Source organism: Streptomyces sp. GbtcB6 (assembly GCF_019091475.1).
Classification (GTDB): Bacteria; Actinomycetota; Actinomycetes; order Streptomycetales; family Streptomycetaceae; genus Streptomyces; species Streptomyces hyaluromycini.
Window position 1 is genome coordinate 68,913 of the sequence record NZ_JAGXJL010000002.1, and the last position, 20,966, is coordinate 89,878.

Sequence of the window (20,966 nt, forward strand, 5' to 3'; positions counted from 1 at the left end):
GCGGCTCCCTGAGGTGGGCAGGGGGCGCGCGTCCAACCGACACACCCCACTGCTTAGTTCAGGATTTGATTTAAGTGGTGAGGCAACCCGGCGACAACCCTTCGGGAGTGGATTTTTCAACGACCGGCCCAGAGCCCCCACCGAACGGGCCGCCTACCGGGAAATCGGGGCGGACGGGGGCGGCGCCGTTCGGATGCGGGGTCCCCGTCACCGGGCGAGCTGCTGGTACATGGCGGCGAGGTCGCCCGACAGAGCACCCTTGGCCCAGCGGGTGAGGTCGTCGGCGAGCACCTCCCAGGCATCCGACTCGACGCCGTCGAGGGCGGCCGCCGCGATGTCCTGCGGCTTCGCCTTGGCGCCGTCGACGTGGGCCGCCATGTCGGTGTCGACATAGCCCATGTGCAGGCCGGTGACGCCGATGCCGCGCGGCTGGAGCGCCAGGCGAAGGCTGTTGGACTGCGACCACAGGGCCGACTTGGAGGCGCTGTAGGCGCCGCCCTCGGCGACCCAGGACAGGACCGAGTGCACGTTCAGGATGTGGCCGCCGCCGTTGCGTTCGATGACCGGGACGAAGGCGCGGGTGAGCAGCAGCGGGCCGTAGAAGTTGGTCTCGAACTCGTGGCGGATGTCGTCCAGCGAGGAGGTCAGGAAGCGGGTTCCGGTGGCGACCCCGGCGTTGTTGACCAGGACGGTGACGTCCTGGGCCTGCGCGGCGACCGCGGCCACGGAGTCGGGGTCGGTCACCTCCAGGGCCAGCGCCACGGCGTCGGGGTGGGTGACGGTGCGCGGGTCGCGGGCGGTGGCGTAGACCTTGCCGGCGCCGCGCGCGTACAGCTCTTCCACCAGCGCCTTTCCGACGCCTCGGCTGCCGCCGGTGACGAGGACGACGGAGTCCTTGATCGCGGTCATGACACTCACGCTCCAGACATGCGAAGAGATTGGAAACCGATCGGTTTCCATCCGGTCCCGCCCATCGTAAACCGATCGGTTTCCAGCTTCAATCGCGGAGGGTGCCACGCGACAGTGGGCAGGACCGGATGTCCGTACGGGCAGGGCTGGTTACTCGATCCAGTTCCTTGCGTCCGACCCCTGGCTACGGACTCCTACCGGGCGGTATACAGACCACCGACATACGCGTGCGGGCCGCCCGTCGGGACCGGTTCCGTACGCGTCCTGGTTCCAGGGGGGAACTCCATGGCGTACGGCACCCCGTCCGACGGTTCGGCGCGACGGCACCGGCGGAAGGCCACCGTGGCGGCGGCGCTGGGCGGCTGCGCCCTGGTGGCCGCGTCCACGACACCCGCCGCGGCACACGGCGGCGGCCACGGCCACGGCTCCGGCCACGACCGCGGCACCAGCTATGTGGCGCTCGGCGACTCCTACACCTCGGGCCCGGTCATCCCGACGCAGGTCGACGCGAACTGTGCCCGCTCCGACCACAACTACCCCTCGCTGGTGGCGGCGGCCCGGCACGTGAGCGCGTTCAAGGACGTGAGCTGTTCCGGCGCGACGACCGCCGAGATGTGGAAGGCGCAGGGCACCAACGGGCCCCAGCTCGACGCCGTGCAGCGGAGCATCGACCTGGTGACCGTCCAGATCGGCGGCAACGACGTGGGGTTCAGCTCCATCATCGGCACCTGCGCGACGCTCAGTTCGAAGGACCTGACGGGCAACCCCTGCCAGCAGTACTACAACGCGTCCGGCACCGACCAGCTGACGGTCGACATCGCGCAGACCGCACCCAAGGTCGACAAGGTGCTGCGGGCGATTCACGCCCGGGCTCCGCACGCCCGGATCCTGGTCGTCGGCTACCCCGACCTGCTGCCCGACGACGGCAGCGGCTGTTATCCGACGGTCCCGTTCGCCGCCAAGGACTTCCCCTACCTCCGGGACACCGGGAAGCGGCTGAACCTCATGCTGCGCATGGTCGCCGCCTGGAACGGAGCCCGGTACGTGGACACCTACGGCCCGACCGTCGGCCACGACATGTGCAAGACCCCCGCCGACCGCTGGATCGAACCCCTCCAGCCGACCTCCCCGGCCGCCCCGGCCCACCCCAACGCCAAGGGCGAGGCGGCCATGGCCCAGACCGTGCTGGAGCGGCTGGAGCGGCGCTACTAGGGGCTGTCCGGCGAATCAAGTCGCAGGAAAGCAGCGGCGACCGATCGGCCGAGGTGAGCGGGGTCTGGTGCGTCCAACTGCAAGGCGGAGGAGGGAGTCGACGCGGTGGGGGCACCTCCCGGCCGAAGGCTGGGGGACGTCGGCGAGTGACGACAACGCCGCAGGTGGGCGTGCCAGACCCCGCGTCTGCGGCATGATCCGCCGGACAGCCCCTAGGGGTTCGTGGTGGGCAGCGGCTTGGGCGGGTAGCCGCGCAGGACGAGGGACGTGGTGACCGGGCCGTGGCGGGCCAGGGAGTCCACGATCTCTTCGAGGCGTTCGGCGTGGGTGCAGTGCACGTCGAAGACCAGGCAGTCCTCGCCGGTCACCCGGAGCGTCGAGACGACCTCCGGGGTCCGGTCGGCGAGGGCGAGCGCCATCGGCAGCCGCGCGTGCGTGGTGCGCAGCCGGACCACGGCGTGGATGTTGAGCCCGAGCGCGGCGGGGGCGACGACGGCGCGGTAGCCGGTGATGACACCGCTCTTCTCCAGCCGCTGGATCCGGGCGCCCGCCGCCGGCTGGGAGAGTCCGACACGCCGTCCGACCTCGGCTCCGGTGAGCCGGCCCTCGGTCTGGAGCAGCTCCAGGATGGCCCGGTCGATGTCGTCGAGTGATTCCATCGTCCTCGTTCCCGCTTTCTTCTGGATCACTTGCCGGGCCGCGCCGCCGCCACTGGTCCGTCCAGAATCGCCGGCAGAACGGACCCGGCAGGCGCCGGGTCACGACGGAAAGGGCGGTCGGCGGTGGTCGCGTACGTCATCATCCCCGGGATCGACGGGTCGGACGAAAGGCACTGGCAGAGCCGGTGGGAGCAGGCCTGGGGCGACGCGGCGGTGCGGATCGCCCCCGCGTCGTGGAACCGGCCCGAGCTGCGCGACTGGGTGGCCGCGGTGCAGGCCGCCTACGACGTCGCCGTCGCACGGGACGGCCGGACGGACGGCCGGGTGGCGCTGGTGGCGCTGGTGGCGCACAGCCTCGGCTGCTGGGCGGCGGCCGAGTGGCTGGCGCGGGCGCGGCCCCGGGCGGTCCCGGCGTTCCTGGTCGCTCCGCCCGATCCCCGGGGGCCTGCGTTCCCGGGCGCGGCCGCGCCGACGTTCCTGGGGCTCTCCGCCCGCCCACTGCCCGGCCCTGCCCTGGTGGTGGCGAGCGAGGACGACCCCTACGCCGATGCCACGGCCTCCGCCGCGCTGGCATCGGGCTGGCGGGCGCCATGGCGCTCCGTCGGCGCGCACGGGCACCTCAACTCCGCGAGCGGTCTCGGTGACTGGCCCGTCGGCCGGGAGCTCCTGCACACCCTGGTGGATCCCTGAGCGGCTCCGATGCCCCGACACCCCGGGTCGTGCGGCCCCCTGGGACGGTTCGCGATAGGTTGACCTGCATGAGCGACAACGTTTACTTCGACATTTCGATCAACAACGAGCCGGCCGGCCGGATCGTGTTCAGCCTGTTCGACGACGTGGTGCCCGACACCGCCCGCAACTTCCGTGAGCTCGCCACGGGACAGCACGGCTTCGGTTACGCCGGTTCCGGCTTCCACCGGATCATCCCGCAGTTCATGCTCCAGGGCGGTGACTTCACCCGCGGCGACGGCACCGGCGGCAAGAGCATCTACGGCGAGAAGTTCAAGGACGAGAACTTCAACCTCAAGCACGACCGTCCGTACCTGCTCAGCATGGCCAACGCGGGCAGGAACACCAACGGCTCGCAGTTCTTCGTCACCACCGTCGTGACGTCCTGGCTGGACGGCAAGCACGTGGTCTTCGGCGAGGTCGTCGAGGGCCAGGACATCGTCGACAAGATCGAGAGCTACGGCTCGCAGAGCGGTAACCCCAAGGCCAAGGTCGAGATCACGGCGAGCGGCACCGTCTGATCTAGGACCTGCATTTCTCCACGGGGGACCGGGCTGCTCGCCCGGTCCCCCTGGCGTAGTCACCGGGTGCCGCGCTCGCGCCGCGGTTCGGCCGCCTCCGGCGGGGCGCGCCCGGCCGGGGAGTCGTGCGCGGTGAGGTGTTCCAGGACCTCGGCCAGTTCCTTGCAGGCCTCCGCGACGGAGCGCCGGGTGTTGTGCTGTTCGGTGATGACGGCCGACAGCAGCAGTGCGGTCAGCGCCAGCGAGCCGTTGAACAACTGCAGCTTCAGCATCACCTCGACGGGGGACAGCCGGGCGAACGCGCCGACGCCGTCCGTCGCGGCGATCGTGGCCGTCACCGACGCGAACAGGGCGCACAGCATGCTCCCGGCCAGCCGGAACCGCAGCGCGGCCCAGATCAGCAGCGGGTAGACGAGGAACAGCGCGCTCAGGGAGCTGTGCGTGGCCACCGGGACCAGGACCGCCGCCACGGCCGCGAGGGCCAGGACCTCCTTCCAGCGGGCCAGGGACGGCGGTCGACGGGTTTCGAACAGCACCAGCAGGACCGGGGTGACGATCAGGACGCCCATCGCGTCGCCCACCCACCACGCCAGCCAGATCGGCCAGAAGTGAGTCGTGTCGAGCTTGCCGGCGAGCATCAGGGTGACCACGTCGATGGTGGAGCTGACCAGCATGGCGGCGAACGCTCCGAGGAACACCAGGGCGAGGCCGTCCCGCAGCCGGCTCAGGGTGGTGCGGAAGCCGACCCGGCGCAGCATCAGGTACGCGCACACCGGCCCGGCCGTGTTGCCGAGGAGGATGCCCACGGCGTCGGGCCCGGGCGTGCCGAGCGACAGCACGAGGAAGAAGGCGCCGAGCGTGATGCCCGGCCAGCAGCCAAGGCCGAAGACCAGCAGACAGGCCAGCGCCACACCGGTCGACGGATAGACGGGGGTGAAGACGGCGCCCTCGACGGTGAGCCCGCACAGCAGGCCGAGCCGTCCTGCCGCGTAGTAGCAGGTGGCCACGGCCAGCGTCCGGAGAGCGAGGACGGCCGGCCGGCGCAGCTCCTGGTTACCCACCACATGAGCCATCAGACACCGAGGCGGCCGGGTCGGCGAGGCGGGCGCCGCCTGCGGCTGACGTGAAGGAGCCGGTGCCGGTCCCTCGGAGGCTACAGCATGGTGTCCAGGCCGTCGTGGCCCATGACCAGGACGGCCGCGTCGTCCTCGTGGCCCACGCGTTCCGCGCCCTTGATCACGGCGGCGGCCAGGGACTGTGCCTCGAGGCCGGCGACGGCGGCGACACCGGCGAGCCGTACCACCTGGTCGAGTCCCTCCTCGATGGGCATCGACGGCCCCTCCACCACCCCGTCCGTGAGCAGCACGACCATGCCGCCGGTGGTGAGCCGGTACCGGGCCACCGGGTAGTCGATGCCGGGCTCGATGCCCAGCGGCGGTCCGCCCTCGTCCTCCCCGAGCCCGGACTTTCCGTCGGCGGTGGCCCAGACGAACGGGACGTGGCCTGCCCGGGCGCTCTCCAGGACCCCGGTCTCCGGGTCGAGCCGCATGAAGGTGCAGGTCGCGAAGAGGTCGCTGCCCAGGGACACCAGCAGGTCGTTGGTGCGGGCGAGCAGCTCGCCCGGCCCGCCGGACACCGAGGCGAGCGCCCTCAGGGCCGCCCGGACCTGGCCCATGAAGGCGGCCGCCTCGATGTTGTGGCCCTGGACGTCGCCTATGGACAGGCCGATGTGCCCGTCCGGCAGCGTGAAGGCGTCGTACCAGTCGCCGCCCACGTTGAGCCCGTAGCAGGCGGGCGCGTACCGGACGGCCAGATGGAAGCGGGGGGTGTCGGGCAGGTCCCGGGGCAGCATGCCGCGCTGGAGGGCGATGGCCAGTTCCACCTGCGAACGCTGGTACTCGGCCCGCTCGCGTGCCTGGGCGGTGAGCGACCTGAGTCTGGCCAGCAGCTCGTCGTCGTCCGTTGAGCGCTTGCGGGGCATGGTTCACTCCGGCCGAGACGACATCCTTACCAGGGCAAACCCCTAGATTGCACCTTTACAGGATCATAGTGCGAACGGCGGGCGAGCGGTCGGCCGCGGCGGCGACGGCCGGGTGCGGCCGGCCGCCGCCGGGCGGGTCGGTTCACCCCTTGTGCAGACCGTCCGTGCGGCGGGACGCGCGCAGTGTGCCGACCGTCTTGAGCAGCCGGTCCGCCGGGTCGCGCAGCCGGGGATGGGCGAGGACGGTGTTGCGCAGCCCGCGGACCGGCCGGCGCCACAGGCGGTGCGCCGCGGCCACCGGGTGGGTGCGGGTGACGAACCCCTCGCCCACCCGCAGTTCGCGGGTCTTGAGCCAGTCCTTGTACTCCTTGTCGCCGCGCCCCAGGTCGACGAGGGTGACCCCGCCGCGCGCCGCGGCCTCGGCGGTGCGCAGATGCATCATCAACCCCGGTGAGTAGTAGTGCAGTTCGGGGTCGTAGGCGGTGAACCAGGCGGCGAGTACGGTGCCCGAGCGCGGGCCGAAGTGCGCGGCCACCGGCCGGTCGCCGGCATAGAGCACGGACAGCACGCCGGTGAAGTGTTCCTCACGGACGTGGAAGAGGTGGTCCGCGAGGTCGACGATCCAGGGGCGGGCGAAGCGGTCCATGCGTCCGGTCCGCCGGTACTGGGCGGACTTCCAGCGCATCAGCGTGCGCAGGGCCGCGGGGTCGCGCTCGTCGAACTCGAAGCGCAGGTCGCCGATGTCGCGGCCGAGGCGCCGTTCCTTCTTCAGCGTGGTCTTCGCCAGGCCCGGGTAGGTGGCGCGCAGCCACTCGGGGTAGCCGGCGTCGCCGGGCTTCACGTCGATCACCGGTGAGGCGAAGGTGCCGGTGACGTGCGGGGCGAAAGGTCTCTGCTCGGCCACCAGGTGGTCGAACTCGAAGATGGACATCCCGCAGGCGCTCAGCAGCTCCTGGGCGTCCCAGCCGACTCCGGGCCGGTGCACCAGCGCCTGGCAGTCGGAGAGGCCGAGACCGACGGCCCGGCCGACACCGAGGGCGTTGCGCTCGTACGGCAAGAAGCCGACGGGTTCCCCGCCCTCGCGCAGGACCGCCACCCGCACGCCGGCGCGGTGTTTACCGACGCCGATCGTGAACTCCGGGGCCAGAAAAGGGTTGGCGTACTCCGGCGACTCGTCCATCGCGCGGTGCCAGGCCCGGCAGAGCGACTGGGTCAGCTCGCCGGGTCTGTGGATCGTGATGTCCACCTCAGATCAACCGCCCTTCGGCTGACGAGGTGTGTGGCACATGACTGCACTGACCTCTGGATCGCATGGGCGACCGCTCCCCCCATAACGCGTATTCCGCGTTCTGCCGTTTCTACGAACAGCTCCTGTTCCCCGCTGTACACCTTCGTTCCGGGACCGGCGACGGGGTCGCCGGTCCGGAGGTGTCGCTCAAACGTGGCGAAACAGTACGCACGCTGTCAAGGGTGCCACTGTCGGGGCGGGTTGGGGGTGGGGTGACTCGGACTTTCCCGGCCCTTTCCGTCAGGTCGCCGTCGCCGCGGCCGCCGCACGGCCCGCCTGCCGGCCGGAGAAGAGGCAGCCGCCGAGGAAGGTGCCCTCCAGCGAGCGGTAGCCGTGCACCCCGCCGCCGCCGAAGCCCGCGACCTCACCGGCGGCGTACAGACCGGGCACCGGCGAGCCGCTGCTGTTCAGGACGCGCCCGGAGAGGTCGGTCTGCAGGCCGCCGAGGGTCTTGCGGGTGAGGATGTTCAGCCGGACGGCGATCAGCGGCCCGGCGCTGGAGTCCAGGATCCGGTGGATCGAGGCCGTACGGCTGAGCGAGTCGCCGATGTAGCTGAGGGCGTTGCGGATGCCCTGGACCTGGACGTCCTTGGTGTACGGGTTGTCGATCTCGCGGTCGCGGGCCTCGATCTGCCGTTTGAGGTCGGCGAGGCCGATGAGGTTGTCGCCGGTCAGCTTGTTCATGCCGGTGACCAGATCGGTGAGGTTGTCGGCGACCACGAAGTCGACGCCGTTGTTCTTGAACTTCTCGATGGGTTCCGGGGTCTGCCAGATCCGGGAGAGCAGCTGCCAGATGTTCTTGTTGGTGAGGTCGGGGTTCTGCTCGGAGCCGGAGAGCGCGAACTCCTTGGCGATGATCTTCTGGGTGGTGACGAACCAGGAGTAGTCGTAGCCGGAGGCGGTGATCGACCCGAGGGTGTGCAGGGTGTCGTAGCCGGGGATGTCGGGGGTGTTGAAGCGGCGGCCCTTGGCGTCGAACCACATCGAGGACGGGCCGGGCAGGATGCGGATGCCATGGTTCGGCCAGATCGGTGCGTAGTTGCGCAGGCCCTCGGTGTAGTGCCACATCCGGTCCGGATTGACGATCCGTCCGCCCGCCTGGGCGGTGATGCCGAGCATCCGGCCGTCCACGTGCGCGGGGACGCCGGTGACCATGAACTTGGGCGGGGTGCCGAGCCGGGCCGGCCAGTTCTGCCGTACGAGGTCGTGGTTGGCGCCGATGCCGCCCGAGGTGACCACCACGACCGGGGCCCGCAGCTCGAAGTCGCCCACGACGGTACGGCTGCTGGGGGTGCCGCGGGCCGCGCTGCTGGGCTCCAGGACCGCGCCCCGGACGCCGGTCACCGCCCCGCCCGTGGTCACCAGCTCGTCGACGCGGTACCGGAACTTGAAGGTCACCTTGCCTGCGGCGACCGCGGCACGCACCTTCTTCTCGAAGGGTTCGACGACGGCCGGGCCGGTGCCCCAGGTCACGTGGAAGCGGGGCACGGAGTTGCCGTGGCCGTCGGCGAGGCCGCCGCCGCGCTCGGCCCAGCCCACGATCGGGAACCACTGCACGCCCAGCCCGGAGAGCCAGGACCGCTTCTCGCCGGAGGCGAAGTCCACATACGACTGGGCCCACTTGTAGGCCCAGTAGTCCTGGCCGCCTGGGTCGTCGACGCCCCGGTCGAAGCCGGCCGCGCCGAGCCAGTCCTGCCAGGCGAGGTCGTGGGAGTCCTTGACGCCCATCAGCCGCTGTTCGTCGGAGTCGACGAAGAACAGACCGCCGAAGGACCAGAACGCCTGGCCGCCGAGGCTCGCCTCCGGCTCCTGGTCGAGCAGCAGCACCTTGCGGCCGGCGGCGGCGAGTTCGGCCGTGGCGACCAGACCGGCGAGGCCGTGGCCGACGACGATCGCGTCCGCGTCCTGCGACTCGGCGGCGAAGGCCCCGGCCTGGCCGAGGGTCATACCGGCGAGCGCGCCGCCGGCCACCGTCAGCACCTGACGGCGGGTGAACCGGGACGACTGCTCGGAGTTTTCGAGCGCGTCGGCGCCTGCTCTGGGGATTTCCATGGGGGGGTTGCCTTCCGTACGGATGCGGGCGGTGCGGGAGACATGACTGAGACTGCCGGGACGGCAAGGTGTTACCGACGGTAGCCCATGGTGGGAGCGGCGACCAGAGTCGCGCGCGACCGGATCGCGACCGAACTCCCGGACACGCGGCCCGAGTTGAGCAGAAGCCACCCGTGTCGGCATGCGTGACGCCGGCACCTCGTCCGGCCTCCTTCTGACCGAGATAACGTTTCCTATAGGATTTACATCAGACCTCTACGACATGAGACCACCTCAACCCGCGTCTTACCTGATAGCAACGGTTCTTGCCACAGGCCTTGACGCACACATCTCCCTGCCTCACGATCACCGCATCAATTTCCTATCTGATCCCGCAGGGGTGGGAGATGCACTTCCCGACCAGATCCGTCCTGTCCGGGGTTCTCACAGCGGCACTGCTCGCTGCCGGGACCGCGGCCTGCACCTACCGCAACGCACCCGCCCCCGCCACCGGGCAGGCCTCGACGGCCGGACGCACCGGCGACGGCGCCGACCTGGCCGACGGGTCGGGGACCAAGGTGGCCCTCGTGCCCGGCGGCGCCCATCCCTACTTCCAGCCGTGGAAGACCGCGGGGGCCGCCGCGAAGAAGACCTACGGCCTCGGGGACGTCACGTTCGACGAGACGGCGGAGTGGGACCAGCAGAAGCAGAACAACCTGCTGTCCACGCTCGCCGCCCGCGGCTACAACGCCTTCGGGGTGTTCGGCGTCTCCCCCACCGACATCAACACCACCTTCGCCGACCTCAAGTCGCAGGGCTTCCCGGTGGCCTCCCTCGGCTCCTGCCCGGCCGGCGACACGGACAAGGCCGACTTCTGCCTCTCCACGGACGTCGAACTCGCCGCCTACAAAGCCGCGAAGGCGGCCATCGAGGCGATGGGCGGCAAGGGCACCCTGGTCCATCTGACCGGCAACAACGTGGACGCCAACACCCAGTTGCGGATCAAGGGCGTGGCCCGGGCCGTCAAGGAGTCCGGTGGCAAGGTGAAGCTCCTGCAGACCGTCACCGACATCGACACGGACCTGCAGACCGCGCAGAAGGCCGTGTCCGACCTGATGGCGGCCAAGGGCGGCCAGATCACGGGCATCGTCGCCACCGCCTACAACCCGGCGGTCGCCGCCGCCGACGCCGTCAGGTCGTCCGGCTCGAAGGCCAAGGTCATCGCCATCGACGACGACGCCAAGATCCTCAGCGGTATCAGGCAGGGCACGGTCACGGCGACCGTCGTACAGAACCCCACCGGCCAGGCCGAGATCGGCACCTGGGCGCTCGCGCTGCTCCAGACGAAGCAGTGCACCATGCGCGATCCCGGGGTGAAGGTCGACTCGGGTTCGTTCGTCGTCACCAAGGCGAACGTCGGCGACTACGACAAGGCCCGGCAGGAGAAGACCAGGCAGCTGAAGACGGAGTTCGCCGACAAGTACCTCTCGTGCGGCTGACCGCCCGGAAGAGCCCGAAAGAGAACGGACATCGATGAGCATCATCACGACCGCGACCGCCCGGCTGGCCGACATCGCCGTCGAGACGGACCGCACCGACGCGGTGCAGTCCTTCGTCAAACAGGAGACGGTCCTGGTCGACCTGGAGACGGCGGACGGTCTCGCGGGCACCGGGTACGCCTACACGATCGGCACCGGCGGCACGTCCGTGCTGGCCCTGCTCCGCGACCATCTGCTCCCGGCCCTGGTCGGACAGGACGCCCGCAACGTCGAGGCGCTGTGGCAGCGGCTGTTCGCCCTGACCCGGGCCACCACCACCGGGGCCATCACCTCCCTCGCCCTCGCCGCCGTGGACACCGCCCTGTGGGACGTGCGCTGCAAGCGGGCCGGGGAACCGCTGTGGCGGCTGGCCGGCGGGTACCGCCGGGAGGTGCCGGTGTACGACACCGAGGGCGGCTGGCTCCATCTGGGCACCGAGGAGCTGGTGAAGGGCGCCCTGCGGGCCCAGCAGGCGGGGTGGGCGGGCGTCAAGATCAAGGTGGGCAAGCCGCATCCCGCCGAGGACGCGGAGCGGCTGCGTGCCGTACGCGAGGCGGTCGGTCCCGCGCTGCACGTCATGACCGACGCCAACCAGTCCCAGACGGCGTCCTCGGTGCTCCGGCTCGCGGCCGCGCTGGAGCCGTACGACCCGTACTGGCTGGAGGAGCCGCTGCCCGCGGACGACATCAGCGGCCACGCCCGGCTCGCGCGGGCGACCCGGATCCCGGTGGCCGTCGGCGAGTCCATGTACTCGCTCATGCAGTTCCGCAGCTACCTGGAGTCCGGGGCCGCGTCGATCGTCCAGGTCGACGCGGCCCGGATCGGCGGCATCACCCCGTGGCTGAAGGTCGCGCACCTGGCGGAGAGCCACAACGTGATGGTCTGCCCGCACTTCCTGATGGAGTTGCATGTCAGCCTCGCCGCCGCGGTGCCCAACGGCAGCTTCGTCGAGTACATCCCGCAGCTGCGGGCCGTGACCCGGACCGAGCTGGCCATCCGCGACGGCCTGGCCGTGGCCCCGGACGTACCGGGGATCGGAATCGACTGGGACCTGGACGCCCTCGACGACCGGAGGGTGGCATGACGACGTCCGTCAGCCCGCCGGAGACCGTCCCGGAACAGAAGGCGGCCGCCCATCGGATGCCGTTCTGGGTCAACCAGCGGCTCGGTCTGCTGGTGCTGGTCATCGCGCTGAGCATGCTGTTCGGCGTGCTCCGGCCCGCCTTCCTCGACCAGCGCCTGGTGCTCTTCCCGCTGCTGCGGGACGTGGCCACGCTCACCGTGGTGGCGCTCGCCCAGATGGTCGCCCTGTCCGTGGGGCACATGAACCTCGCGGTCGGGCGGATGGCGGCCTTCGGCGCCATGTTCGCGGGCCTCGGCTACGACAAGCTCCATCTGCCCATGCAGGCGGGCCTGTTGCTCTGCCTTGCCGCCGGCGCGGCGATCGGCGCGGTCACCGGCTGGCTGATCGCCCGTACCGGGGTGAGCTCCTTCGTCGTCACGCTGGCGATGGACTTCGCCCTGCTGGGCCTGGTGTCCCTGATGTACTCGGCACTCACCGAGGACGCCGCCTTCACCACCCGCCCGGCCGGCATCGACGCACTGCGGTCCTACTCGCTGGCCGACATCTGTGCGGGCCCGATCTGCGGCTCGCCCGCCATCCCGCAGCTGGCCCAGTTCACCGTGCTCGCCATGCTCGGTCTCGGCTTCCTGTACGGCTGTACCCGCATCGGCCGGGAGCTGCTGCTGACCGGGGCGAACCCGGCCGCCGCCGAGCTGTCGGGCATCCCCACCGGACGCCGGGTCCTGCTCGCCCACACCCTCTCCGGGCTGCTCGCGGCGCTCGCCGGGTTCATGGCCGCCGCCGGGACGGGCACGTTCCGCGCCTCCATCGGCGACGACTTCATGCTGCCGTCCTTCCTGGGCGCGGTGCTCGGCGGCACCCTGCTCACCGGCGGGGTGGTGTCCGTCCTCGGCACGCTGCTCGGCACCGCGCTCGTCGGGGTCATCCGCAAGGGGCTCGACCTGCTCGGCGTCGGTCTGGAAAGCCTCAATATCTACCTCGGCTGCATCCTCCTCCTGGCCCTGTCGGCCGACCGGATCCGCACCGTGGTGTCCTATCGCAAGGTGGTGCGCTCCACATGAGCACGATCCGCGACCAGCAGAGCCGGGCCGCCGCGGCGCTGCACCGGTTCTCCCGTACGACGACGGCCATGCTGCTGCTGGTCGTCGTGGCAGGGGCCGTGGCGCTGGAGGTGGCGTCGTCGGGCTCCTTCTTCGAGGGCCCCTCGGTACGGGTCTTCCTCCAGTACCTCGCCACGCCCATCCTCATCGGCCTCGCCCAGATGGTGGCGCTGTGCGTGGGCCAGCTCAATCTCGCCGTCGGCGCCCTGGGCGGCTTCACCGCCTGTCTGACGGGCGTCCTGATGGCCGACCACGGGGTGCCGGCCGGGGTCGCCGTGCTCGTGGGGCTGCTGACGGCGACCGCCGTCGGCCTGGTGACCGGTGTCGTCATCGTGGCCACGCAGATCAACGGCTTCATCGTCACGCTCGCCACGATGACGATCCTCCTCGGCGCGCAGTACCGGCTCGTCGGCACCCGGACCGTCGACGGCTACTCCGCGACGCTGCGCGACCTGGGCACGGCGGCGCCGCTGGACGTCCCGCTCGTCTTCGTCACGGCGATCGTCGCGGCCGTCCTGCTGGGCGCGTTCATGTACCGCACGGTCGCGGGCCGGCGGCTGCTCGCCGCGGGCGGCAACCCGCTCGCCGCGCGGCTGTCGGGCATCTCCACCGACCGGCAGATCGTGGCCGCCCACACCCTGTCCGGGCTCCTGGTCGGGGTGGCCGCCGTGACCGCGACCGCCTCGCTGCCCGGCGTCAACCGCAGCGTCGGCGGCGACTGGCTACTGCCCAGCTTCGCCGCGCCGATCATCGGCGGGGTCGCGCTGACCGGCGGTTCCATCGCGGTGTTCGGGACCGTCCTCGCGGCCTTCGTGACCCGGCTCATCGACGCGGCACGCGCCCAGTTCTCGCTGGACCCGAGCTGGGTGAACCTGCTGATCGGTCTGGTCGTCCTCGGTACGGTCGCCGGCGGGCACCTGCACCAGACACGGCTGGCGAAGAGCACGCCGGCCCCGCAGCCGGGAGGTGCCCGATGAGCACGGTCCTTCTCGAATGCCACGATCTGGTCAAGGTCTTCCCCGGTGTGCGGGCGCTGGACGGCGTAGGGCTGCGGCTCACCGCCGGCTCCGTGCACGCGCTCCTCGGTGAGAACGGCGCCGGCAAGTCCACCCTCATCAAGGTCCTGACCGGGGTGCACTCCCCCGACGGCGGCACCCTCGCCTGGTGCGGCGAACCGGTCCAGCTGCGCTCGCCGCTGGAGGCGACCCGGACCGGCATCGGCGTCGTCCACCAGGAACGCAACCTCATCCCCGGCTTCTCGGTGGCCGAGAACATCACCCTGCAGAAGCCGCCCGCGCGCCGTGGTCTGGTCGACTACGCGGCCATGACCGAACCGGCCGTCGCCTGCCTCACGGAGCTGGGCGTCGACCTCGATCCGGACCGGCCGGTACGGGAACTGTCCGTCGCGCAGCAGCAGTTGGTGGAGATCGCCAAGGCCCTGTACACCGAGAGCCGGGTGCTGCTCCTGGACGAGCCCACCGCCTCCCTCTCCCCCGAGGAGACGGAGCGCCTGTTCGAGGTGGTCCGGCGGCTCGCCGAGCGCGGTGCCTGTGTCGTCTTCGTCAGTCACAAACTGGAGGAGGTCTTCGCCCTCTGCGACACGGTCACCGTGCTGCGGGACGGGAAGTCGGTGCTGCAGTCGTCGCCCCTGGCCGACCACTCCCACGACGACATCGTGAGTCTGATGGTGGGCCGTGCCCACGCGGCGGCCGAGATGCGCCCGCGCACGGTCGACCGGTCCGCCGCGCCGGTCCTGGAGCTGGCCGGCGTCGCCACGGCCGGCGGGCACCGGGACATCGACCTGGCGGTGCGGCCCGGGGAGATCGTCGGTCTGTACGGGCTGGTCGGCGCCGGGCGGAGCGAGCTGGTCAAGGCGGTGCTCGGCCTCGACCGCATCACCGCCGGCGAGATCCGGGTGCACGGCAGGCCGGCCCGCATCAGTTCGCCCCGCCAGGCCCTGCACGAGTTCGGCATCGGGTACGTGACCGAGAACCGCAAGGAGGAGGGCGTCTTCCTGGATCAACCCATCGTCCGCAACATCACGGTGACGGTGTGGCGAAGGCTGGCCCGGGCGCTCGGGTTCGTCCCGCCGGGCGAGGAACGCGCCGTCGCCCAGGACCTCGTCGAGCGGCTCGGCATCCGGATCACCGGCCTCTCGCAGAACGCCGGTGAGCTGTCCGGCGGCAACCAGCAGAAGGTCAGCCTCGCCAAGTGGCTGGCCGCCGACACCCGGTTGCTCGTCATCGACGAACCGACGGTGGGAGTCGACGTCCGCACCAAACGCGCCTTCCACGAACTCATCTGGGACCTGGCCCACGACGGTCTGCCGATCCTGCTGATCAGCAGCGACCTCGCGGAGATGGTCACCCTCGCCGACCGGATCGTCGTCATGACCGACCACCGCGTCCGGGGCGAGGTCGACAACGACCGGGACTACGACCGGATGAGCGGCCGGATCATCCGTCTGATCCACGACCGGGACGCGGTGCGCTCATGAGGCGGGTGGCCCAGGTCATCGCCGTACGACCGGAACTGCTCGACAGGTACCGGGAGTTGCACCGCGACGTACCGGAGCCGGTGCTGGACCGGCTCCGGCGCTGTCACATCGCCAACTACTCGATCCACCTGCTCGGCGACCGGCTGTTCGCCTACTTCGAGTACCACGGCGACGACCTGGCGGCCGATCTGGCGCTGATGGCCGCCGACGAGGCGACCCAGGAGTGGTGGCGGCGCACCGCGCCCTGTCAGACACCGGTTCCGGAGGCGGCCCCGGGTGAGTGGTGGGCCACCGCGGAACAGCTGTTCCTCATGGAGTAGCCGGCTCGTCGCCGCCGTCCTCCTGGAGCTGGCGCTCCATGCTGCGGGTGAGGTGCTCGGCCATCGCCTCGGCCGCCCGCTCGGGGTTGCGGCGCAGCACGGCCCGTACGATCCGCTCGTGCTCGGCGACGGTCGGGCCGCCGGCCCCGACGACGTCGCCGAGCCGGAAGATGTGCAGGTGCGCGTGGAGGCGCTGCACGGCGTCGGCCAGCAACGGCCGGTGCGCGGCCTGTCCGATCGCCTCGTGGAAGCGCTGGTCGAGTCCGGCGAAGTCACGGTAGGACGCGTACCGGCCGTTCGGGCTGGGCTGGACCTGCATCTCCTCGAGGATCCGCTCAAGGCCGTCCAGCTGCTCCTCGGTGGCGTTGCCGGCGGCCAGGGCGGCGGCCCTCGGCTCCAGCAGCAGCCGCATCTCGAAGAGCTCCTGCAGGCCCTGACGGGTCAGCAGCTCCGTGGCCCGGTATCCGGACAGGGCACGCTTGACCACCAGTCCGTCGGACTCCAGCCGGGCCAGCGCCTCCCGGACCGGGGTGGGTGAGACCTTGAGGGCGCGGGACAGCGCGTCGATGCCGACGCGGGCGCCGGGGGCGATCTCGTGGTCCATGACCATCGCCTTGATGCTCTCGTACACGCTGTCCGACAGCGCCTGCCGGACAGGAGGACCGCTCTGCTCTTCGCCCTCGCCCGGAGACCCGGCTGCGGAAGAGGTGTGCGGCGGCATCCCGGATCCTCCTCAAGACCTGCGTGTCACCCCCAGTTTACCCAGGTGGGCGGGGTGAGCGGCCCGGAAGTCCTGATCAGGCGGGTGCGGCCCGGCCACCCGGGCGGGAGTCCGGAAGGCCTGTGACCTCTCGCGCCGTCAGACGACGGAGATCTCGTCGAGATCGATGGTGATCAGGCGTGGTTCCGGCAGGGCGTGCCCGTCGGACTGTGCGGGCACGATGTAACGGTGGGTGGGGAAGACCAGTCCCGACGCCTGCACGTGCTTTTCGGCGAAGTGCGCGGCGGGGGTGCCGCCCAGGACGTCGGGCGCGTAGTCGTGGCGTCGCAGCAGACCGGACTGGTCGTAGTAGAAGACCTGTTCCGCGCAGTGGGTGGCCATGCCGTGCGGGAATCGGGCCCGCAGCCGGCGCCAGTCCGCACCGGCCTCCCGCCACGGCTCGGCTTCCTCCACGACCACGCCGGGCCGGGTCAGCAGATAGGGGGCCGTGAGGTAGTTCCACATGGCGTAGCCCGCGAAGTACAGGACGTCGAGCCGGTCCCACGGGGTGTCCGGGTCATGGCCGACGAGCGCCTCGCGTGGAGCGGTCCGCTCGGCGACGACGTCGCCGTCCCGCCGCTCGACCGCGACCCGCTCGGGCGTGAACACACCCCGCAGCTCGGGGCCGGTGAAGCGCTCGAAGACCAGCCGCTGGCGCTGCACGTCGACGCTCATGTCGGCGGCGGCGAGGATGCCGTCCTGGCCGACCTGGGACCACAGGACCCCGCCCAGGGAGCCCGTGGCATGAATGGTTTCCGCCTCTCGCCACCGTTGCAGACCCCCGTGGGCGTGCAGCGCGAGATCCAGCAGGTCGCTCATACGGCCTTGTTCCTTTCATCGGTCTGCGGCCGGGCCAGGAATCGTGTGACGTCGGCGGCGAACTCCTCGTGGTGCTGGAAGAGGAAACCGTGCGCCGCGTCCGGGTAGATCCGCAGCTCCGCGCCGGGGATCAGCCCGGCCAGCAGGTGGGAGTAGCGCGGCAGGATCATCGGGTCGCTGTCGCCGTTGGCGACGAACACCGGCACCTGGATCGCGGTCACCCGCTCCAGGAGCGAGAAGCCGGGGACGCCCCAGGCGCACACCGCGTCGTACTGCGCCTGCCGCGTCTGCCACGTCGTCGGCGTGTCCAGCTCGCCTCGGGTGAACATGCGGCCGAGCGCGGCCTCACCCGACTTCCGGCTCTCGGGAGAGCGGGTGTAGAAGACGTCGAGCATCTTCGCGGGGGCGGTCTCGACCTGCCCGACCGAATCGATGACCCACTGCGCCCAGCCGTGCATGCCGGGCGCTCCCTGGGGCGCGGACGAGGCGAGCACGAGACGCCGTACCAGTGCCGGCCGGATCAGCGCGATCTCCTGGGCCACGAAGGACCCCAGCGAGAACCCGAGGACGTCGACGTGGTCCAGTTCCAGCGCCTCGATGAAGGCGATGGCGTCCGCGGCCATCTGCGCCACCGTGCCCGGTGTGGTGCCACTGGATCCGCCGACTCCGGTGTTGTCGAAGGCGATGACGCGTCGGCCCCGGGCCAGGGCGTCCACCAGCGCGGGGTCCCAGTTGTCGAGGTTGCCGCGGAAATGCACCAGCAGGACCAACGGCACACCGCCCTCGCCCACCTCGCGGTACGCGTACTCCACGCCGCTCGCGGCCGTCACCTTGCTGATCGGCGCCTCGGTGTAGCTCTGCACCATCGGATCCACCTCTCCCCAGAGCCTGCGACCGGCCGCAGGAAGGCTCCTCGGCCGGCTCCGCACCAGGGTCGGTCAGCTGTGGGCCGCCTGTCCCTCACATGAACGGGTGAGGGCCCCGGCCGGCCGGGGCAGGGTCAGGACCAGGCGGGCGCCGCGGTCGGCGGCGCGAGGCGGCCGGACGGTGAGTGTCCCGCCGTGGGCGGTCGCGATGTCGCGGGCGATGGCGAGGCCGAGGCCGGTGCCGCCCACGCCGCGGGTACGGGCGTTGTCCAGCCGGGTGAAGCGGTGGAAGACCCGTTCGCGGTCGGGTTCGGGGATGCCAGGCCCGTCGTCGCGGACCTCGACGACCGCCTCGTCCTCGGTGTGGCGCAGTTCGACGGTCACGGTGCTGTGCGCGTGCCGCAGTCCGTTGTCCAGCAGGTTCGAGAAGAGGCGGGCGAGTGCGGTGCGGCTGCCGAGGACCGGCTCGTCGGGCTCCGCGGGTGCGACGAGGACGACGGGCCGGTGGGGGTACCGCTCGGCTATGGTCCGCCGCAGGAGGTCGGTGACGCCCAGCGGTTGGAGTTTCAGCGGCCGGTGCGCGTCCAGGCGGGCGAGGAGCAGCAGATCATCGACGATCTCCTCGAGATTGACGGTGTCGCGCAGCGCCTCCCGGCCGACGGCGGGCCACTCGGCCCGGTCGGGGCGGGCCAGGGCCAGTTCCAGGCGTGCCTTCAGGGTGGTGAGGGGGCCGCGCAGTTCGTGCGAGGCGTCCGAGGTGAAGGTGCGCAGCCGCTCGACGGCGCGCTGGAGCTGGTCGAGGGTGCCGTTCATCGTCTCCGCCAGCGAGGCGACCTCGTCCTCGGAGCCGGGCACGGGGACCCGGTTGTGGAGACTGTGGGCCGTGATGTCGGCGAACTCGGAACGGATGTCCTCGACCGGCCGCAGCGCCCGGCCCATGGCGTACCAGTTCAGACCGGCCACCAGCAGGACCATCAGGGCGGCGCCGGGTACCAGGGCCCAGGTCAGGACGACGACGGCGGTGCGGGCGGGAGCCAGGTCGGGGTACGCCTGCACCACCATCGGCCCGCCAGAGGTGGTGACGGAGGCGGTCGCCCCGTCGCCGTCCGGCTCACCGGTCTGCGTGCCGTGGGCGCTGCCCGTGGTGACCACGGTGACGTCCGGCAGGGCGGTCAGTACCTTCGCCACGGGTGTGCCGGCGTCGAGTTGGCGGGCAGCCTGCTCGACGTGGTCACGGGCCGTGGTCTGGGCGGAGCCGACCAGGTTGGTATGGACGGCGTAGAGCAGGACCGCCGAGCAGGCGGCGAGGGCGATACCGGCGACGAGGGCGACGGCCAGGGTGGCACGGCCCCGCACCGTGCGCGGCCACGGGCGCAGGCGTCGTCGGCGGCGGTCAGGATCCGTCGGAGCGGAGTCGGTAGGCTCCGCCGGGTACGGTTTCGATGCTGGCCCGGCCGAAGGGCCGGTCGATCTTGCGGCGTAGCGCACTGACGTTGACCTCCACGATGTTCGGACCGCCCTCGTACGCGCTGTCCCAGACGTGTTCGAGGATTGCGGCCTTGGTGATGGCGACGTCCGGAGATGCCGAGAGCAGCGCCAGGACGTCGAACTCACGGGGCGTGAGGGCGATGTCCGTACCTGCGCGGCGGCAGCGGCGGGCGCCGGTGTCGATCTCCAGGTCCCCGAAGTGCCGGACGATCTGCCGTTCGGGGCGTGCGCGGCGCATCAGGGCGTGCAGCCGGGCGATGAGGACGACGAAGGAGAAAGGCTTGGTGAGGTAGTCGTCGGCGCCGGTCTCCAGGCCCTCCGCCTCGTCGTACTCGCCGTCCTTGGCCGTCAGCATCAGGATCGGGGTGTTGTCGCCGGCCGCACGGAGATGGGCGCAGACCTTGTAGCCGTTGAGCCCGGGCATCATCACATCGAGGATGATCACGTCATAGGTGTCGGCCGCCGCCCTGGCGAGACCGTCGAGGCCGTCGCCCACGGCGTCCACCGCGAAGCCCTCTGCCCGAAGGCCCTGTTGGAGCAGCTCCACGAGCCGCGCGTCGTCGTCCATCACCAGCACACGCATGCCGTACACCTTGCCTCACCGGTGACGTGCGGTGCTGAAGGGGATCTTCAGGACGTTCAGCGGATCTTCAGCGGACGGCGGCGAGAGTCGGGGACGCACTCGTTCCCGACGGGACCGGATGCCGCACCGGGTCCGGTGTCTCCGTGTCCCGTCCCCCAGAAGGAGCTGATCCCATGAAGACACGTTGGCGCGGCGTCCCCCGCCGCCGAGGCCTGCTGATCACCGGCGTCGCCGTCGCGCTCCTCGCCTCGGGCGGGGTCGCCGTGGCGGCCTCCGGCGGCCACGGCACGACCGAGGACCCCGGCATCACCCTCACCGAGGTGCCCGGCGCGAAGCCGACCGACTGGACGCCGGCGACTCCGACCCCGGCGGACGGCATCACGCTCACCGAGGTGCCCGGCGCGAAGCCGCACGGGTGGAAGCCCGGCCACGCCACCGCCCTGCCGCATCAGCCCGTCGTCGTCGACGACGGCGGGGACGGTGTGACGACGCTTCCGGGCCACAAGGCGGGGACGACACGGTGACTCGTCCGGGCCACAAGCCGCAGTAGCCGGAGTCCCTGTCACGAGGCGCCCGGCCGG

General features: G+C 71.2%; 21 protein-coding genes. 10 read left to right on the forward strand and 11 right to left on the reverse strand.

Features of this window, described 5'->3' with window-relative positions:
* Positions 1-207: 207 nt before the first annotated feature.
* Complete coding sequence (locus tag KVT45_RS03270) at positions 208-909, reverse strand: SDR family oxidoreductase (protein ID WP_217544933.1); 702 nt, start codon at positions 907-909, stop codon at positions 208-210.
* Between the two features lie 285 nt (positions 910-1,194).
* Here KVT45_RS03270 and KVT45_RS03275 point away from each other — a divergent pair, with 285 nt between their 5' ends.
* Positions 1,195-2,121, forward strand: a complete 927-nt coding sequence (locus KVT45_RS03275) for an SGNH/GDSL hydrolase family protein (protein ID WP_217544934.1) — start codon at positions 1,195-1,197, stop codon at positions 2,119-2,121.
* A gap of 212 nt (positions 2,122-2,333) precedes the next feature.
* On the opposite strand, the gene KVT45_RS03280 is transcribed toward KVT45_RS03275, so the two are convergent.
* Positions 2,334-2,780 carry an Lrp/AsnC family transcriptional regulator gene (locus KVT45_RS03280; RefSeq protein WP_217544935.1) on the reverse strand — a complete coding sequence of 149 codons (447 nt, stop codon included), beginning with the start codon at positions 2,778-2,780 and terminating at the stop codon, positions 2,334-2,336.
* Between the two features lie 123 nt (positions 2,781-2,903).
* Between KVT45_RS03280 and KVT45_RS03285 the strand changes: the two genes are divergently transcribed.
* Together KVT45_RS03285 and KVT45_RS03290 are read left to right on the forward strand one after the other, a co-directional pair.
* Positions 2,904-3,470: an alpha/beta hydrolase gene (locus KVT45_RS03285; protein WP_217544936.1), complete on the forward strand. Its 567-nt coding sequence runs from the start codon at positions 2,904-2,906 to the stop codon at positions 3,468-3,470.
* Between the two features lie 68 nt (positions 3,471-3,538).
* Entirely contained in the window at positions 3,539-4,030 is a 492-nt protein-coding gene (locus tag KVT45_RS03290; RefSeq protein WP_217544937.1) for a peptidylprolyl isomerase, read from the forward strand.
* A 59-nt stretch (positions 4,031-4,089) separates the two neighbouring features.
* Here the strand turns inward: KVT45_RS03290 and KVT45_RS03295 are convergent, their stop codons facing one another.
* From KVT45_RS03295 to KVT45_RS03310, 4 genes are all read right to left on the reverse strand, one after another.
* The gene (locus KVT45_RS03295; RefSeq protein ID WP_217544938.1) at positions 4,090-5,103 is read right to left on the reverse strand and encodes an MASE1 domain-containing protein; all 1,014 of its coding nucleotides are present in this window, start codon (positions 5,101-5,103) and stop codon (positions 4,090-4,092) included.
* Between the two features lie 80 nt (positions 5,104-5,183).
* The gene (locus tag KVT45_RS03300; protein WP_217544939.1) at positions 5,184-6,011 is read right to left on the reverse strand and encodes a PP2C family protein-serine/threonine phosphatase; all 828 of its coding nucleotides are present in this window, start codon (positions 6,009-6,011) and stop codon (positions 5,184-5,186) included.
* 142 nt (positions 6,012-6,153) lie between these two features.
* Entirely contained in the window at positions 6,154-7,257 is a 1,104-nt protein-coding gene (locus KVT45_RS03305; RefSeq protein WP_217544940.1) for a GNAT family N-acetyltransferase, read from the reverse strand.
* Between the two features lie 282 nt (positions 7,258-7,539).
* A complete protein-coding gene (locus KVT45_RS03310) occupies positions 7,540-9,351 on the reverse strand; it encodes an FAD-binding dehydrogenase (RefSeq protein WP_217544941.1) in 1,812 nt (603 codons plus the stop codon).
* Positions 9,352-9,737: 386 nt separating this feature from the next.
* Here KVT45_RS03310 and KVT45_RS03315 point away from each other — a divergent pair, with 386 nt between their 5' ends.
* Genes KVT45_RS03315 through KVT45_RS03340 form a run of 6 tightly spaced genes read left to right on the forward strand, consistent with a single transcriptional unit; the run spans position 9,738 to position 15,869 of the window.
* Positions 9,738-10,829, forward strand: a complete 1,092-nt coding sequence (locus KVT45_RS03315) for a substrate-binding domain-containing protein (protein WP_217544942.1) — start codon at positions 9,738-9,740, stop codon at positions 10,827-10,829.
* A 34-nt stretch (positions 10,830-10,863) separates the two neighbouring features.
* Complete coding sequence (locus KVT45_RS03320) at positions 10,864-11,952, forward strand: mandelate racemase/muconate lactonizing enzyme family protein (protein ID WP_217544943.1); 1,089 nt, start codon at positions 10,864-10,866, stop codon at positions 11,950-11,952.
* Complete coding sequence (locus tag KVT45_RS03325) at positions 11,949-13,013, forward strand: ABC transporter permease (RefSeq protein WP_217544944.1); 1,065 nt, start codon at positions 11,949-11,951, stop codon at positions 13,011-13,013. The genes KVT45_RS03320 and KVT45_RS03325 overlap by 4 nt, the downstream gene beginning before the upstream one ends.
* Positions 13,010-14,029 carry an ABC transporter permease gene (locus KVT45_RS03330; protein WP_217544945.1) on the forward strand — a complete coding sequence of 340 codons (1,020 nt, stop codon included), beginning with the start codon at positions 13,010-13,012 and terminating at the stop codon, positions 14,027-14,029. The genes KVT45_RS03325 and KVT45_RS03330 overlap by 4 nt, the downstream gene beginning before the upstream one ends.
* Positions 14,026-15,549 carry a sugar ABC transporter ATP-binding protein gene (locus tag KVT45_RS03335; protein ID WP_217544946.1) on the forward strand — a complete coding sequence of 508 codons (1,524 nt, stop codon included), beginning with the start codon at positions 14,026-14,028 and terminating at the stop codon, positions 15,547-15,549. Before KVT45_RS03330 ends, KVT45_RS03335 begins: the two co-directional genes overlap by 4 nt.
* Positions 15,546-15,869 (forward strand): L-rhamnose mutarotase, encoded by a 324-nt coding sequence (locus KVT45_RS03340; RefSeq protein WP_217544947.1) that lies wholly within the window; start codon positions 15,546-15,548, stop codon positions 15,867-15,869. The genes KVT45_RS03335 and KVT45_RS03340 overlap by 4 nt, the downstream gene beginning before the upstream one ends.
* Here the strand turns inward: KVT45_RS03340 and KVT45_RS03345 are convergent.
* The 5 genes from KVT45_RS03345 to KVT45_RS03365 all read right to left on the reverse strand — a co-directional run bounded on the left by KVT45_RS03345 (position 15,859) and on the right by KVT45_RS03365 (position 20,385).
* Positions 15,859-16,590, reverse strand: a complete 732-nt coding sequence (locus KVT45_RS03345) for a GntR family transcriptional regulator (protein ID WP_217544948.1) — start codon at positions 16,588-16,590, stop codon at positions 15,859-15,861. The two genes, KVT45_RS03340 and KVT45_RS03345, sit on opposite strands and share 11 nt — an antisense overlap.
* 138 nt (positions 16,591-16,728) lie before the next feature.
* A complete protein-coding gene (locus tag KVT45_RS03350; RefSeq protein ID WP_217544949.1) occupies positions 16,729-17,448 on the reverse strand; it encodes a hypothetical protein in 720 nt (239 codons plus the stop codon).
* Positions 17,445-18,314, reverse strand: coding sequence for an alpha/beta fold hydrolase (locus KVT45_RS03355; protein ID WP_217544950.1), 870 nt, complete (start codon positions 18,312-18,314; stop codon positions 17,445-17,447). Before KVT45_RS03355 ends, KVT45_RS03350 begins: the two co-directional genes overlap by 4 nt.
* Positions 18,315-18,386: 72 nt before the next feature.
* Positions 18,387-19,670, reverse strand: coding sequence for a cell wall metabolism sensor histidine kinase WalK (locus KVT45_RS03360; protein WP_217544951.1), 1,284 nt, complete (start codon positions 19,668-19,670; stop codon positions 18,387-18,389).
* A 37-nt stretch (positions 19,671-19,707) separates the two neighbouring features.
* Complete coding sequence (locus KVT45_RS03365) at positions 19,708-20,385, reverse strand: response regulator transcription factor (protein ID WP_217544952.1); 678 nt, start codon at positions 20,383-20,385, stop codon at positions 19,708-19,710.
* Between the two features lie 173 nt (positions 20,386-20,558).
* On the opposite strand from KVT45_RS03365, the gene KVT45_RS03370 reads away from it, so the two are divergent.
* A complete protein-coding gene (locus KVT45_RS03370; protein ID WP_217544953.1) occupies positions 20,559-20,909 on the forward strand; it encodes a hypothetical protein in 351 nt (116 codons plus the stop codon).
* Positions 20,910-20,966 lie beyond the last annotated feature (57 nt).

Bases quoted from the DNA above. Each gene is read 5' to 3' on its own strand.
- KVT45_RS03335 (WP_217544946.1), top strand. From the start codon at position 14,026: ATGAGCACGGTCCTTCTCGAATGCCACGATCTGGTCAAGGTCTTCCCC.
- KVT45_RS03365 (WP_217544952.1), bottom strand. From the start codon at position 20,385: ATGCGTGTGCTGGTGATGGACGACGACGCGCGGCTCGTGGAGCTGCTC.
- KVT45_RS03315 (WP_217544942.1), top strand. From the start codon at position 9,738: ATGCACTTCCCGACCAGATCCGTCCTGTCCGGGGTTCTCACAGCGGCA.
- KVT45_RS03310 (WP_217544941.1), bottom strand. From the start codon at position 9,351: ATGGAAATCCCCAGAGCAGGCGCCGACGCGCTCGAAAACTCCGAGCAG.
- KVT45_RS03280 (WP_217544935.1), bottom strand. From the start codon at position 2,780: ATGGAATCACTCGACGACATCGACCGGGCCATCCTGGAGCTGCTCCAG.
- KVT45_RS03325 (WP_217544944.1), top strand. From the start codon at position 11,949: ATGACGACGTCCGTCAGCCCGCCGGAGACCGTCCCGGAACAGAAGGCG.
- KVT45_RS03300 (WP_217544939.1), bottom strand. From the start codon at position 6,011: ATGCCCCGCAAGCGCTCAACGGACGACGACGAGCTGCTGGCCAGACTC.
- KVT45_RS03320 (WP_217544943.1), top strand. From the start codon at position 10,864: ATGAGCATCATCACGACCGCGACCGCCCGGCTGGCCGACATCGCCGTC.
- KVT45_RS03275 (WP_217544934.1), top strand. From the start codon at position 1,195: ATGGCGTACGGCACCCCGTCCGACGGTTCGGCGCGACGGCACCGGCGG.
- KVT45_RS03340 (WP_217544947.1), top strand. From the start codon at position 15,546: ATGAGGCGGGTGGCCCAGGTCATCGCCGTACGACCGGAACTGCTCGAC.
- KVT45_RS03355 (WP_217544950.1), bottom strand. From the start codon at position 18,314: ATGGTGCAGAGCTACACCGAGGCGCCGATCAGCAAGGTGACGGCCGCG.
- KVT45_RS03270 (WP_217544933.1), bottom strand. From the start codon at position 909: ATGACCGCGATCAAGGACTCCGTCGTCCTCGTCACCGGCGGCAGCCGA.
- KVT45_RS03290 (WP_217544937.1), top strand. From the start codon at position 3,539: ATGAGCGACAACGTTTACTTCGACATTTCGATCAACAACGAGCCGGCC.
- KVT45_RS03370 (WP_217544953.1), top strand. From the start codon at position 20,559: ATGAAGACACGTTGGCGCGGCGTCCCCCGCCGCCGAGGCCTGCTGATC.
- KVT45_RS03295 (WP_217544938.1), bottom strand. From the start codon at position 5,103: ATGGCTCATGTGGTGGGTAACCAGGAGCTGCGCCGGCCGGCCGTCCTC.
- KVT45_RS03350 (WP_217544949.1), bottom strand. From the start codon at position 17,448: ATGAGCGACCTGCTGGATCTCGCGCTGCACGCCCACGGGGGTCTGCAA.
- KVT45_RS03330 (WP_217544945.1), top strand. From the start codon at position 13,010: ATGAGCACGATCCGCGACCAGCAGAGCCGGGCCGCCGCGGCGCTGCAC.
- KVT45_RS03345 (WP_217544948.1), bottom strand. From the start codon at position 16,590: ATGCCGCCGCACACCTCTTCCGCAGCCGGGTCTCCGGGCGAGGGCGAA.